The organism is Streptococcus oralis subsp. dentisani, from assembly GCF_002096685.1.
In the GTDB taxonomy this organism is placed as follows: domain Bacteria; phylum Bacillota; class Bacilli; order Lactobacillales; family Streptococcaceae; genus Streptococcus; species Streptococcus oralis_AD.
The window spans coordinates 111,072-125,119 of record NZ_NCVA01000038.1 but is presented as its reverse complement, the minus strand read 5'-3'; the positions used below and the strand labels follow the sequence as shown (position 1 = coordinate 125,119).

The following is a 14,048-nucleotide window of genomic DNA, read 5'->3' as shown; positions in this document are numbered from 1 at the left end:
GATACACCTGTACCCATGCCGAACACAGCAGTTAAGCCCTAGAACGCCGGAAGTAGTTGGGGGTTGCCCCCTGTGAGATATGGAAGTCGCTTAGCTTTTATCCGCCATAGCTCAGTTGGTAGTAGCGCATGACTGTTAATCATGATGTCGTAGGTTCGAGTCCTACTGGCGGAGTCAGATAAAAAAGAACACCACTGGTGTTCTTTTTTATTATGTGACTATTAGTCCGTCTCGCTCCGTCAGGTGCGAGACAAATAAACCGCCTGCTATGCGGGTGCGCGTCGAAGGTTATACCAAAAAAACTCCAAACGCGATACAATAAAGGTATTCAAGTCAATTGTAAAGCGAAAGGAGAAAAATATGGCACAAAAGGCACATAGTTTATCACACACAAAGTGGATGTGTAAATATCACATTGTGTTCACCCCTAAGTATAGACGAAAAATCATTTATAATTAATATCGAAGTAGTTTGGGAGAAATATTCCACCAAGGATAATTGTTTCAAGTTTCATGGGTTATTTAAAAGGCAAAAGTGCACTCATGATGTTTGACAAACACGCCAACCTCAAGTACAAGTTTGGCAACCGGCATTTTTGGGCAGAAGGTTACTACGTGAGTACAGTGGGACTTAATGAAGCCACAATTAAGAAATATATTCAAGATTAAAGAAATTATCCAGCGTCTTTAGGCGCTGGCTGGTAATTTGGGCTTATAGCCCTGGTGCAAACCATCCGTTTGACGGGTGGTCATGATTTTATAAATGAAGTAAACTTCTCAAAATTCAAAACTTAATTTTGGCATCTATAATTACCTTTATATTTTATTTTTAGTTAGTTTAGCTTTAAATTCTTCTTTTATAGGATTTGAAGCTTTTTTAGTTCGTTTTTCTGTTAGACTAGTGTTAATAATAAGAAAGGGATTTTTTATATGCTTCAAAAATTTTATGAACGAGCATTTGTCTTTTTGAAACTAGTTGAACAAGAATATGCTTCTTTATGTCAGAGTTCTGCTGAGTGGGAATCACTTCATTTTCGTTTTTTACTTTATTACCTAATAAGATTTAGAATTAAAAGCGATAAAGAGTTTTGTTTATATCATTTTCAGACGGCCTATCGCTTGTATCTAGATAAATTCTTGCTAGAGGGTGCTACTCTAAACTAGTGACGTTCATATATATCATTTATCACGAACAATAATCTGTATTGATTTTATATTTTGTAGGATTTTGTTTAATTTTTAAGGTTTTGGATTTTGTTATTTACAGAATTTCCAAATCTTTTCTACTGTTTCTTCTTGATAAAATAGTGTTTTTTTCTTATAATAAATTGTAAGATGTAATTGCGGGTGAGATTCCTGCCATGTATATGAGAAAGGACGAGCTCCTAGTAGCTCAGACGAATTTTATTATGACTTCAGTTGTTGTTGTAGGTACCCAATGGGGTGATGAAGGTAAAGGGAAAATTACAGATTTTCTTTCAGCTAATGCAGAGGTAATTGCTCGCTATCAAGGTGGTGATAATGCTGGTCACACGATTGTGATTGATGGTAAGAAATTTAAGTTGCACTTGATTCCATCTGGAATTTTCTTTCCTGAAAAAATCTCTGTTATTGGGAATGGGATGGTCGTGAATCCAAAATCCCTTGTGAAAGAGTTGAGTTATCTTCATGAGGAAGGTGTTACAACTGATAACTTGCGTATTTCTGATCGCGCGCATGTTATTTTGCCTTACCATATTGAGTTGGATCGCTTGCAAGAAGAGGCTAAGGGTGACAATAAGATTGGTACTACAATAAAGGGAATCGGTCCAGCATATATGGACAAGGCTGCTCGTGTTGGAATTCGTATTGCAGATCTTTTGGATAAAGAGATTTTTCGTGAGCGTTTGGAACGCAATCTTGCGGAAAAGAATCGTTTGTTTGAAAAATTATATGATAGCACCCCTATTTCAGTTGATGATATTTTTGAAGAGTATTATGAGTATGGTCAACAAATCAAGCAATACGTGACAGATACATCCGTTATCTTGAACAATGCACTTGATAATGGCAAACGTGTGCTGTTTGAAGGTGCGCAAGGTGTCATGTTGGACATTGACCAAGGGACTTATCCATTTGTTACTTCTTCAAATCCTGTCGCTGGTGGTGTGACAATTGGGTCTGGTGTTGGTCCAAGTAAGATTGACAAGGTTGTAGGTGTATGTAAAGCCTACACAAGTCGTGTAGGAGACGGACCTTTCCCAACTGAATTGTTTGATGAAGTGGGAGATCGCATCCGTGAAGTAGGTCATGAATATGGTACAACAACTGGTCGTCCACGTCGTGTGGGTTGGTTTGACTCAGTTGTGATGCGTCACAGCCGCCGTGTATCTGGGATTACCAATCTTTCATTGAATTCTATCGATGTTTTGAGCGGTTTGGATACTGTAAAAATCTGTGTCGCCTATGATCTTGATGGTCAACGTATTGATTACTATCCTGCTAGTCTTGAGCAGTTGAAACGTTGTAAGCCAATCTACGAGGAATTGCCAGGTTGGTCAGAAGACATCACTGGAGTCCGTAATTTGGAAGACCTTCCTGAGAATGCACGTAACTATGTTCGTCGTGTAAGTGAGTTGGTTGGTGTTCGTATCTCAACTTTCTCAGTAGGTCCCGGTCGTGAACAAACTAATATTTTAGAAAGTGTTTGGTCATAGGAGATTTTTAAGATTAGTTTAAGACAGGTTGGGTATACTATAGACAGTTACAAGAAGACCTCCTAACTTGTTGTAACAAATATCCTAAACTTTTCTTTTTCATAATAATCTCCCTATTAAGTCACCGCATTCGGTGGCTTTTTTAGTTCATAAGTCCTATATAGGCTTCTACATGACTTTTTAAGATAAAGAAAAAAACAGTGGGATAGAAATCTCTAGACTAAGTCTCGATTTGGTAAACCTATATCTGTAAGATTTCAACATTTGAGTAAATTGGTTAATGTTGTGAATGGAGAAAAGAAGTTTTGGTAAAAGTAGCTTTTTGAATTCTAAAATACCAACAAATCGTTAAATTTGCTAACACATCAAAGGCTCATAACTAAGCAAAAATGAGGTTGGGATTTTTGATCCCAGCCTCTTCAGTGAACTATTTTCTTTAGAATTTATAAGTTAGATAAAATTAAATTTTTTGTAAATTAGCTTATTTGATAACTTGGTTTCCTGATTTGTCATTTTGAATTTGGTTCATTTCGTGCATAAAAACATCTGCTTTCAGTTTATCTGTGATGATACTGACACTTATTAGCTTATTTAGATTTTTCTCATATCCTTCTAAAAAAATAGGATTTCTAATTTTCATGGTTAACTTTGCACAATTAAAGGGACGCTTTTTAATGGTTATTTGTTTGATATCTTGAAGTTTAAATTGATAATGTAATACGCTGAGGCCTTTGCTACTATAGGTATAATACTGAACAGTATTGTTTTTATGAACTTCTAATTTTACTCCATTTATGAAGAGATAATACCCCATAAACCATAGAAGAAGTGGAGCATAAATCAGTACGATTGCTATAATAATCTTGTCTGTAAAATCGGTATTATAAGCTATCAGATGCTTTAGAATCCAGAGAATCATAACAGATAAAGATATCATGAATGGTCCCCCTGCTCTATTAAATTGATTTTTATATGGAAACATTAAGGTAAATTTTGGTTTATCCAGTAATAACTCTAATTTCATCATTTACCCTTTCATATTGTTTATTGTATAAATATCAGTATATTCATCTCTTGAACTTTCTATGTCAGTTATCCCCATTATTTTAAGTTCATGATTTCTGATTTTCTATCAATTTTGTTAATATTATACTCTTTTTAAAACATTATTTCTACAATCCAGCGATTTGATACTATCTAAAGTTAGTCAGTGTAAATATTATAGAGCTCTTTTTTTGTCTAGGAAAACATGCTATAATGATAGAATTGATAAGCAGGAAAAGAGAGAAACTATGGATTATACAGTTGAAGAAAAAGAATCCTTTATGAGAGAGGCTTTGAGAGAGGCAGAAATTGCTCTGGAACACGATGAAATTCCAATTGGTTGTGTGATTGTCAAGGATGGAGAGATCATTGGTCGTGGGCATAATGCGCGCGAGGAGTTGCAACGGGCGGTTATGCATGCAGAAATCATGGCCATAGAAAATGCGAATGCAAGTGAAGAGAGTTGGCGTCTGCTTGATTGTACGTTGTTTGTGACCATTGAGCCTTGTGTTATGTGTAGTGGGGCGATTGGACTTGCCCGTATTCCAAATGTAGTTTACGGGGCTAAAAACCAGAAATTTGGTGCAGCTGGGAGTCTGTATGACATCTTGACAGATGAGCGTCTTAATCATCGTGTAGAGGTCGAAACGGGAGTTTTGGAGAGTGAGTGTGCAGCGATTATGCAGGATTTTTTCCGAAATCGACGGAAAAAATAATTTCTCTTTAAAAACAGAGGAGAATGTGGTATAATAGATAATGGAGCAACAGTTCTGCGTGAAGCGGGTCAGGGGAGGAATCCAGCAGCCCTAAGCGAGTGTGAATTGTGTGCTCTTTTTTCGTGCTTTTTTCGAATAAATAAGATAAAATAGCCTAGAATAAATGATTATAGAAAAGAGAAAAATATGAAAATTCGTGGTTTTGAATTGGTTTCGAGTTTTACAGATGAAAATTTGCTACCGAAGCGTGAGACAGCTCATGCAGCTGGTTATGATTTAAAGGTTGCAGAACGCACTGTGATTGCTCCAGGAGAGATTGTTCTCGTTCCGACTGGTGTCAAGGCTTACATGCAGCCGACAGAAGTGCTCTATCTCTATGACCGTTCTTCAAATCCTCGTAAGAAGGGTCTGGTCTTGATCAACTCTGTTGGCGTTATTGATGGGGATTATTATGGAAATCCTGGAAATGAGGGACATATCTTTGCGCAGATGAAAAACATTACTGATCAGGAAGTGGTTCTTGAAGTTGGGGAACGTGTGGTTCAGGCTGTCTTTGCACCATTTTTAATCGCAGATGGAGATGAGGCAGACGGCGTGCGAACTGGTGGATTTGGATCGACTGGACACTAGGATGAAAATCATCTTTGTGCGTCACGGGGAGCCAGATTATCATGAACTAGAAGAGCGTTTTTATACAGGTTTTGGAATGGACTTGGCACCCTTATCTGAGAAGGGACGACAACAAGCTCAGGAACTTTGGCAAAATCCTTTGCTACAATCGGCTAATCTACTAGTGACTTCAGCAGTAACGAGAGCTTTAGAAACGGCTTCTTATGTTTCTTGTGCTACTGGACTTCCTTTGAGAGTGGAGCCTATGTTACACGAATGGCAGGTCTATGAAGTAGGCATAGAAAACTTCGAAAAAGCTAGATGTCTGTTTTTAGAAAACAAGGGGGAGTTACTTCCTAATAGCCCTATTCAATATGAGACAGCTACGGAGATGAAGTCTCGATTTCTAGAATCTATGGCTAAGTATCGAGATTACCAGACCGTGATAGTGGTAACTCACAACATGCTCATACGTCAATTTGTGCCAAATGAGAAGATTGATTTTTGCCAAGTGATTGAGTGTGAGATAGAGATTTAGAAAGAGGTTTATTATCGCAAAGAAAAAAGCGACATTTGTATGTCAAAATTGTGGGTATAATTCCCCTAAATATCTGGGACGTTGTCCCAACTGTGGGTCTTGGTCTTCTTTTGTAGAAGAGGTTGAGGTTGCCGAGGTCAAGAATGCACGAGTGTCCTTGACAGGTGAAAAAACCAAGCCTATGAAACTGGCTGAGGTGACTTCCATCAATGTCAATCGAACCAAGACGGAGATGGAGGAATTCAACCGTGTGCTTGGAGGCGGAGTGGTACCAGGAAGTCTCGTCCTCATCGGTGGGGATCCTGGGATTGGGAAATCAACCCTTCTCCTACAAGTTTCAACCCAGCTATCTCAAGTGGGTACGGTTCTCTATGTCAGTGGGGAGGAGTCTGCCCAGCAGATTAAACTCCGTGCAGAGCGCTTGGGGGATATTGATAGTGAGTTTTATCTCTATGCAGAGACCAATATGCAGAGCGTGAGGGCTGAGGTGGAGCGCATCCAACCAGATTTTCTCATCATCGACTCTATCCAGACGATTATGTCTCCTGAGATTTCAGGGGTGCAAGGGTCTGTGTCTCAGGTGCGTGAGGTGACCGCTGAGCTTATGCAGCTGGCTAAGACCAATAACATTGCCATCTTTATCGTAGGGCATGTGACCAAGGAAGGGACCTTGGCTGGTCCGCGTATGCTGGAGCATATGGTAGATACCGTGCTTTACTTTGAAGGGGAACGTCACCATACCTTTCGTATCTTGAGAGCAGTCAAAAACCGTTTTGGTTCCACTAATGAGATTGGCATATTTGAGATGCAGTCGGGCGGATTGGTTGAAGTTCTTAATCCTAGTGAAGTGTTTTTGGAAGAACGCTTGGATGGAGCGACTGGTTCGTCCATCGTGGTGACTATGGAAGGAACACGTCCAATTCTTGCGGAAGTGCAGGCCTTGGTGACACCGACTATGTTTGGAAATGCTAAACGTACGACGACTGGACTTGATTTCAATCGTGCAAGTCTGATTATGGCTGTTTTGGAAAAACGAGCAGGGCTTCTCTTGCAAAACCAGGATGCCTATCTCAAATCTGCTGGTGGTGTAAAATTGGATGAGCCTGCCATTGACTTGGCTGTTGCAGTGGCTATTGCCTCTAGTTACAAGGACAAGCCTACCAATCCTCAGGAATGTTTTGTGGGTGAACTGGGCTTGACCGGAGAAATTCGGCGCGTGAATCGCATCGAACAACGCATCAATGAAGCGGAAAAATTGGGCTTTACCAAGATTTATGTACCCAAGAATTCCTTGACAGGAATCACTCCACCCAAGGAAATTGAAGTCATTGGTGTGACGACTATTCAGGAAGTTTTGAAAAAGGTCTTTGCATAATCCGTGACAAATCCTCTTAAAAATGATAAGATAGGAGAAATATTTGATTATCAAATTTTTGAGGAGGGAATCGTGTCGTATTTTGAACAGTTTATGCAAGCCAATCAGGCTTATGTTGCCCTACATGGGCAGTTAAATCTGCCACTTAAACCCAAAACCAGAGTAGCTATCGTGACCTGTATGGACTCACGTCTACACGTTGCGCAAGCTCTAGGTTTGGCCCTTGGGGATGCTCATATCTTGCGGAATGCGGGTGGTCGAGTAACTGAGGACATGATTCGTTCACTGGTGATTTCCCAGCAACAAATGGGGACAAGAGAAATCGTGGTGCTTCACCATACAGACTGTGGAGCTCAAACCTTTCAAAATGAAAGTTTTCATGAATATTTGAAACACGAGCTCGGAGTTGATGTATCTAATCAAGATTTTTTACCATTCCAGGATGTTGAAGAGAGTGTGAGAGAGGATATGCAATTGCTTAGAGAGTCTCCACTGATTCCTGATGATGTGGTTATTTCAGGTGCTGTCTATGATGTGGATACAGGAAGTATGAGAGAAGTATACTAACTTTGTCTCGAAAAAATCTCACCCTAGCATAAAATCGATTGTTAAAATGTAGAATTTTTAGTTTTAATATAGCTAATATAAAATAGCATAAAACAAGGGTATAAATGTTTACTCTTGTTTTATTTTTGATTGAAAAATAAAGGAAAAAGCGCTACAATGGTAGATGGAAAATGTTGTGTAAAAACAAGTGATACATAAATACCGGAGGAAATCATGTCTTTTTCTGATTTAAAGCTGTTTGCCCTTTCTTCTAATAGAGAATTGGCAGAGCGTGTGGCGCAAGAAATTGGGATAGAGTTGGGGAAATCGACTGTTCGCCAATTTTCAGATGGGGAGATTCAGGTCAACATTGAAGAATCAATCCGTGGAAAACACGTCTTTATCCTACAATCAACTAGTTCACCTGTAAATGATAATTTACTTGAAATTTTGATTATGGTGGACGCATTGAAGCGCGCCAGTGCAGAATCTGTCAATGTTGTTATGCCTTACTATGGCTATGCACGTCAGGATAGAAAAGCGCGCGCGCGTGAGCCAATCACAGCAAAACTCGTTGCAAACATGCTAGAAGTTGCTGGAGTGGATCGTTTGTTGACGATTGATTTGCACGCTGCACAGATTCAGGGATTCTTTGATATTCCTGTAGATCACTTGATGGGTGCTCCATTGATTGCGGACTACTTTGAACGTCGTGGCATGGTTGGCTCTGACTACGTGGTTGTCAGCCCAGACCATGGTGGGGTGACTCGTGCTCGTAAATTGGCAGAGTTTTTGAAAACTCCGATTGCGATTATTGACAAACGCCGTAGTGTAGACAAGATGAATACCAGTGAAGTTATGAACATCATTGGTAAGGTAGAAGGTAAGACTTGTATCTTGATTGACGATATGATCGATACAGCTGGAACTATTTGTCATGCGGCGGATGCTCTTGCTGAAGCAGGTGCTGTTGAAGTTTATGCAAGCTGTACGCACCCAGTTCTTTCAGGGCCAGCTATGGACAATATCCAAAAATCAGCTATTAAGAAATTGGTTGTTTTGGATACCATCTACCTACCAGAAGAGCGTTTGATTGATAAGATTGAACAAATTTCGATTGCTCATCTTCTAGGCGATGCTATTATCCGTATCCACGAAAAACGTCCTCTTTCTCCTCTATTTTGTATTGAGAAAAAGATTTAATCTTTCACTTGAAGTAGACAGAACTCCTAGCAGGTTTCTTTTCTTGCTAGGAGATTTTTATAGTCAAAATCTGCAAGCCTTTTCAAAATATGCTATACTGAGAAAAAAGGAGGATTTCTATGAGTCAAGAATTTATCAATCCAAGTGATGGTGTGGTACGTCAGTATCTTGCAACCAGTAAAACGTTAGCGGTAGTAGGCTTGTCCGATCGTGAAGAAACAACTAGCAATCGAGTGACTAAGGAAATGCAGGCTCGGGGCTATAAAATCATTCCAGTCAATCCCAAGGCTGCAGGTGGGGAAATTTTGGGAGAGAAGGCTTATGCGAGTCTAGCTGAGATTCCTTTTCCTGTGGACATTGTCAATGTATACCGACGGAGCGAGTTTTTACCAGATGTGGCGCGTGATTTTCTCAAGGCAGATGCCAAGATTTTCTGGGCGCAATTAGGACTTGAAAATCTAGAAGCGGAAGAAATCTTACGTGCTGGAGGATGCGATGACATCGTGATGAATCGCTGTATTAAGAGAGAACATACTCGCTTAATTCTTGAGCAATAAAAAGGTAGCCTACTGGCTACCTTTTTGTATTATAAAGTACCAATCAATGCTTGCATGCCAAGACTGGTAAGGATGATGGCAATCCAGCAAAGGGCTCCAAGAAGAATGGATTTACCGCTGGATTTGACCATGGCTACTAGATTGGTTTTGAGACCGATGGCACTCATGGCCATGATGATAAGGAATTTGGAGAGTTGTTTGAGAGGGGTGAAGAAGCTACTAGACACGCCGAGAGAGGTGAGAAGAGTCGTTAAGAGAGAGGCTAGGATGAAATAAAGGATAAAAAGTGGGAAGACTTTTTTTAGTTGGAAACCCTGGCTATTTTTTTGTTGGCGACTTTGCCAGTAGGAGAGAAAGAGCGTGATGGGGATAATAGCCAGAGTTCGTGTGAGTTTAACAATGGTTGCAGACTCAAGGGTATTGGTTTGGTAAAGACTGTCCCAGGCACTGGCGGTAGCCGTTACAGAAGAAGTATCGTTGACTGCAGTTCCTGCAAAGAGGGCAAAACCTTCATTGGATAGGTGAAGCCAGGTTCCTAGCGTTGGAAAGATAAGTGCTGCTAAGACATTGAAGAAAAAGATAACGGAGATGGCTTGGGCGACTTCTTTTTCCTTGGCATGGATAACGGGTGCTGTTGCAGCAATGGCAGAACCACCACAGATAGAAGAACCCACTCCAATCAAGGTAGCCAGTTTCGTGTCTAGCGCAAAGAAACGCTGGAAGAGGTAGGCAACGATTAAGGAAATCGAAATGGTGGAAAGGATGACGGGGAGTGAAGTTTGTCCAACTGCAAAGACTTGCGAGATATTGAGACCAAAACCGAGTAAGATAACGGCATACTGGAGCAATTTCTTGGAACTAAAGGCCAAACCTGCGTCTAGTTGTTTGTAGGGTGAGAGCCAGGGGTGGAGGAGCATTCCAGCAAAAATTGCAAAGACAGGTGCACCCACGACGGGGAAAAATCCTCCCAGGCACCAAGATACGATAGAAATGAGAAGGCAGGCCAAGATTCCTGCTCCATTTTTTGATAAAAATGACATATAAACCTCCGAAAATAAGCACTTATTATTATAGTCCTGTCGAGAAGAAAAGTAAAACAGAAAGTGAAAAATGTGGGTTTCAGATGGATTTTGCGGTCAGGGAGCTTTTGTAGTATAATAGTACTATGTTCTGTAAGCAAGGGGGATATCTATGGACTTAACCAAACGCTTTAATAAACAGTTAGACAAGATTCAAGTTTCCTTGATTCGCCAGTTTGACCAGGCAATTTCAGAGATTCCTGGGGTCTTGCGTTTGACCTTGGGGGAACCTGATTTTACAACGCCAGATCATATCAAGGAGGCAGCCAAGCGAGCCATTGACCAGAACCAATCCTACTATACAGGGATGAGCGGTTTACTGACCTTGCGCCAGGCTGCTAGCGACTTTGTAAAAGAAAAATACCAGCTAGATTATAATCCTGAAAATGAAATTTTGGTTACAATTGGGGCGACAGAGGCTTTATCTGCTACTTTGACGGCTATTTTGGAAGAGGGGGACAAGGTGCTCTTGCCAGCTCCTGCCTACCCAGGATATGAGCCGATTGTCAATCTAGTTGGGGCAGAGATTGTCGAGATTGATACAACTGAAAATGGTTTTGTCTTGACTCCTGAGATGTTGGAAAAGGCCATTCTGGAGCAAGGGGATAAACTCAAAGCAGTTATTCTCAACTATCCAGCCAATCCGACAGGAATTACCTATAGTCGGGAGCAGTTGGAAGCCTTGGCAGACGTTTTACGCAAGTATGAGATTTTTGTTGTCTGTGATGAGGTTTACTCAGAATTAACCTATACAGGCGAAGCCCATGTATCTCTAGGAACGATGCTGAGAGACCAGGCTATTATAATTAATGGCTTGTCTAAATCGCATGCTATGACTGGTTGGCGTTTAGGCTTTATCTTTGCTCCTGCGGCTTTCACAGCTCAGTTAATCAAGAGTCACCAGTATTTGGTTACTGCTGCAAATACTATGGCTCAACATGCTGCGGTGGAAGCCTTGACCGCTGGTAAAAACGATGCAGAGCCTATGAAGAAGGAATACATCCAGCGTCGAGATTATATCATCGAAAAGATGGCTGCTCTTGGTTTTGAGATTATCAAACCAGACGGTGCCTTCTATATCTTTGCTAAGATTCCAGCGGGCTACAATCAAGACTCCTTTGCTTTTCTGAAGGATTTTGCTCAGAAGAAGGCCGTTGCCTTTATCCCTGGTGCCGCCTTTGGACGTTACGGAGAAGGCTATGTGCGTCTGTCTTATGCAGCTAGCATGGAAACGATCAGAGAGGCCATGAAACGACTTGAGGAGTACATGAGAGAAGCATGATCCAGTCTATCACGAGTCAAGGTCTCGTACTCTACAATCGTAACTTTCGTGAGGATGACAAGCTAGTCAAAATTTTTACCGAGCAGGCTGGTAAGCGCATGTTTTTCGTCAAACACGCTGGTCAGTCCAAACTAGCTCCGGTTATTCAGCCCTTGGTGTTGGCACGATTTCTCTTGCGAATCAATGATGACGGGCTTAGCTATATTGAGGACTATCATGAGGTCATGACCTTTCCCAAGATTAATAGTGATCTCTTTGTCATGGCTTATGCGACCTACGTAGCAGCTCTTGCAGATGCTAGTTTGCAGGATAATCAGCAGGACGCTCCCTTGTTTGCTTTCTTGAAGAAGACTCTGGAGTTGATGGAAGAGGGTTTGGATTATCAGGTTTTGACCAATATTTTTGAAATTCAAATCTTGACCCGATTTGGAATTGGGCTCAATTTTAATGAGTGTGTCTTTTGCCATCGGGTAGGTCAGGCCTTTGACTTTTCTTTCAAATATGGAGCCTGCCTCTGTCCAGACCATTACCATGAGGACGAGAAACGTTGCCATCTGAATCCCAACATCCCTTATCTGCTCAATCAATTTCAGGCTATTGATTTTGAGACCTTGGAGACCATTTCACTCAAGCCTGAAATCAAACAAGACTTGCGCAAGTTTATGGATCAGATCTACGAAGAGTACGTCGGGATTCACCTGAAATCAAAAAAATTTATTGACTCCCTAGCCGACTGGGGACAATTACTAAAAGAGGAAGACAAATGAAAAAAATCGCAGTAGATGCTATGGGGGGCGATTACGCACCTCAAGCCATCGTTGAGGGTGTCAATCAAGCCCTAGCTGACTTTTCAGATATTGAGATTCAACTCTACGGAGATGAAGCTAAAATCAAGCAATATCTAACAGCGACAGACCGCGTCAGCATCATCCATACGGATGAGAAAATTAACTCAGACGATGAGCCGACAAAAGCTATCCGTAAGAAGAAAAATGCCAGCATGGTATTAGCAGCCAAGGCAGTCAAAGAGGAAGAAGCTGACGCTGTCCTCTCAGCTGGGAACACAGGTGCCTTGTTGGCTGCAGGATTCTTCATTGTGGGTCGTATCAAGAATATCGATCGTCCAGGACTCATGTCTACCTTGCCGACCATTGATGGCAAAGGGTTTGATATGCTAGATCTCGGTGCCAATGCGGAAAATACAGCCCATCATCTGCACCAATACGCGGTTCTAGGTTCCTTCTATGCAAAAAATGTTCGTGGGATTGCACAACCACGTGTTGGTTTGCTCAACAACGGAACAGAAAGCAGCAAGGGAGATCCGCTTCGTAAGGAAACATACGACTTGCTAGTAGCTGATGAAAGTTTGAACTTTGTTGGAAATGTGGAAGCGCGTGATCTGATGAATGGTGTTGCGGATGTTGTCGTAACAGATGGTTTCACGGGAAACGCTGTTCTCAAATCCATCGAAGGGACCGCTATGGGAATCATGGGCTTACTCAAGACGGCTATTACAGGTGGTGGCCTTCGAGCGAAGTTAGGTGCTCTCCTTCTCAAAGATAGTCTCAAAGGTTTGAAAACACAGCTCAACTATTCAGATGTTGGTGGAGCGGTCTTGTTTGGTGCCAAAGCACCTGTTGTCAAGACCCATGGCTCAAGTGATGCCAAAGCTGTGTACAGTACGATTCGCCAGATTCGTACCATGATCGAAACAGACGTAGTTGCTCAGACTGCGCGTGAATTTTCAGGAGAATAAAAAGATGACAGAAAAAGGAATTTTTGACCGTGTTGTAACCATTATCCAAGAGCGACAGGGAGAAGACTTTGTCGTGACAGAAGCCTTGAGTTTGAAAGACGACCTAGATGCAGACTCAGTAGACTTGATGGAGTTCGTCCTAACGCTAGAAGATGAATTTGGTATCGAGATCAGCGATGAGGAAATCGACCAACTTCAAAACGTAGCGGATGTAATCAAAACCATTAAAGGTAAAATATAGCAAAAAGCAACATGCAAGTCATGTTGTTTTTTTGTTTGAAGAAAGAAGAAATTTGAAACATTTTTGTAGAAATTGCGAATAAAGATATGAGAAAGAAAAAGGAGGAACGTTTATGTATGTGACCGGTTTTTATCCATGGTTCATTAAGTGATTTTTAAAATAAAAATGAAATAGTTGTTCATTTTCGAATTTTTTTTCGAATAGATAGGTAAGGAAAAAGGGAAGGAGACTACGCGATGCATTTACCAATCTTATTGCCATGGTTTATCAAATGGTATTTAAAATAAATGAAATTTACCTGTTCATTTTAAATCACTTCTCGAATAGATAAGTGAGAAGAGCAGGAAGGAAAAAAGATTTCAGTAATTTATCCAATCTGGTTTTTAAAATGGTTTAAGAGCTAGAAG

Annotated in this window: 15 protein-coding genes, 1 tRNA gene, 1 rRNA gene, 1 other RNA gene and 1 pseudogene; 17 read left to right on the top strand and 2 right to left on the bottom strand. The window is 41.0% G+C overall.

The genetic code is table 11. The annotated features are described in order from the left end of the window. The 5 genes and pseudogenes from rrf to B7705_RS02745 form a co-directional block, all read left to right on the top strand. Window positions 1-95, top strand: a 5S ribosomal RNA gene (rrf, locus tag B7705_RS02765); the annotation flags it as partial. Window positions 96-100: 5 nt separating this feature from the next. Further along, window positions 101-174 (top strand) — tRNA-Asn (locus B7705_RS02760). Between the two features lie 186 nt (window positions 175-360). Continuing rightward, window positions 361-665: pseudogene (tnpA, locus tag B7705_RS02755) on the top strand (IS200/IS605 family transposase); the annotation flags it as partial. A 264-nt stretch (window positions 666-929) separates the two neighbouring features. Continuing rightward, window positions 930-1,163: a sigma(X)-activator ComW gene (gene comW / locus B7705_RS09940; RefSeq protein WP_084947553.1), complete on the top strand. Its 234-nt coding sequence runs from the start codon at window positions 930-932 to the stop codon at window positions 1,161-1,163. A gap of 245 nt (window positions 1,164-1,408) precedes the next feature. Next, window positions 1,409-2,695 (top strand): adenylosuccinate synthase, encoded by a 1,287-nt coding sequence (locus B7705_RS02745; RefSeq protein ID WP_084947565.1) that lies wholly within the window; start codon window positions 1,409-1,411, stop codon window positions 2,693-2,695. Window positions 2,696-3,176: 481 nt separating this feature from the next. On the opposite strand, the gene B7705_RS02740 is transcribed toward B7705_RS02745, so the two are convergent. Continuing rightward, entirely contained in the window at window positions 3,177-3,722 is a 546-nt protein-coding gene (locus tag B7705_RS02740) for a hypothetical protein (protein ID WP_084947551.1), read from the bottom strand. A gap of 265 nt (window positions 3,723-3,987) precedes the next feature. Between B7705_RS02740 and tadA the strand changes: the two genes are divergently transcribed. The 8 genes from tadA to B7705_RS02700 all read left to right on the top strand — a co-directional run bounded on the left by tadA (window position 3,988) and on the right by B7705_RS02700 (window position 9,283). Continuing rightward, a complete protein-coding gene (gene tadA / locus B7705_RS02735; protein ID WP_084947550.1) occupies window positions 3,988-4,455 on the top strand; it encodes a tRNA adenosine(34) deaminase TadA in 468 nt (155 codons plus the stop codon). Window positions 4,456-4,487: 32 nt separating this feature from the next. Then, window positions 4,488-4,584: signal recognition particle sRNA small type (ffs, locus tag B7705_RS02730), an RNA gene on the top strand. Between the two features lie 57 nt (window positions 4,585-4,641). Next, on the top strand, window positions 4,642-5,085 hold the full coding sequence (locus tag B7705_RS02725) for a dUTP diphosphatase (protein ID WP_000701981.1): 444 nt from the start codon (window positions 4,642-4,644) through the stop codon (window positions 5,083-5,085). After that, entirely contained in the window at window positions 5,036-5,602 is a 567-nt protein-coding gene (locus tag B7705_RS02720) for a histidine phosphatase family protein (RefSeq protein ID WP_162284864.1), read from the top strand. The genes B7705_RS02725 and B7705_RS02720 overlap by 50 nt, the downstream gene beginning before the upstream one ends. 13 nt (window positions 5,603-5,615) lie before the next feature. Beyond that, on the top strand, window positions 5,616-6,977 hold the full coding sequence (radA, locus tag B7705_RS02715) for a DNA repair protein RadA (protein ID WP_084947545.1): 1,362 nt from the start codon (window positions 5,616-5,618) through the stop codon (window positions 6,975-6,977). Window positions 6,978-7,049: 72 nt separating this feature from the next. Continuing rightward, window positions 7,050-7,544, top strand: coding sequence for a beta-class carbonic anhydrase (locus B7705_RS02710; protein WP_025171793.1), 495 nt, complete (start codon window positions 7,050-7,052; stop codon window positions 7,542-7,544). A gap of 213 nt (window positions 7,545-7,757) precedes the next feature. After that, on the top strand, window positions 7,758-8,726 hold the full coding sequence (locus tag B7705_RS02705; protein WP_000010174.1) for a ribose-phosphate diphosphokinase: 969 nt from the start codon (window positions 7,758-7,760) through the stop codon (window positions 8,724-8,726). 119 nt (window positions 8,727-8,845) lie between these two features. Further along, window positions 8,846-9,283, top strand: a complete 438-nt coding sequence (locus tag B7705_RS02700; RefSeq protein ID WP_000076504.1) for a CoA-binding protein — start codon at window positions 8,846-8,848, stop codon at window positions 9,281-9,283. Window positions 9,284-9,312: 29 nt separating this feature from the next. Here the strand turns inward: B7705_RS02700 and B7705_RS02695 are convergent, their stop codons facing one another. Beyond that, on the bottom strand, window positions 9,313-10,323 hold the full coding sequence (locus tag B7705_RS02695; RefSeq protein ID WP_000009147.1) for a YeiH family protein: 1,011 nt from the start codon (window positions 10,321-10,323) through the stop codon (window positions 9,313-9,315). Window positions 10,324-10,474: 151 nt separating this feature from the next. Here B7705_RS02695 and B7705_RS02690 point away from each other — a divergent pair, with 151 nt between their 5' ends. From B7705_RS02690 to B7705_RS02675, 4 genes are read left to right on the top strand one after another with little or no spacing between them, the layout of a single operon-like run. Beyond that, window positions 10,475-11,644: a pyridoxal phosphate-dependent aminotransferase gene (locus B7705_RS02690; protein ID WP_084947542.1), complete on the top strand. Its 1,170-nt coding sequence runs from the start codon at window positions 10,475-10,477 to the stop codon at window positions 11,642-11,644. Beyond that, the gene (gene recO, locus B7705_RS02685; RefSeq protein ID WP_084947539.1) at window positions 11,641-12,411 is read left to right on the top strand and encodes a DNA repair protein RecO; all 771 of its coding nucleotides are present in this window, start codon (window positions 11,641-11,643) and stop codon (window positions 12,409-12,411) included. Before B7705_RS02690 ends, recO begins: the two co-directional genes overlap by 4 nt. Continuing rightward, entirely contained in the window at window positions 12,408-13,400 is a 993-nt protein-coding gene (gene plsX / locus B7705_RS02680) for a phosphate acyltransferase PlsX (protein WP_084947537.1), read from the top strand. Before recO ends, plsX begins: the two co-directional genes overlap by 4 nt. Before the next feature lie 4 nt (window positions 13,401-13,404). Continuing rightward, window positions 13,405-13,641, top strand: coding sequence for an acyl carrier protein (locus tag B7705_RS02675; protein ID WP_084947534.1), 237 nt, complete (start codon window positions 13,405-13,407; stop codon window positions 13,639-13,641). Window positions 13,642-14,048 lie beyond the last annotated feature (407 nt).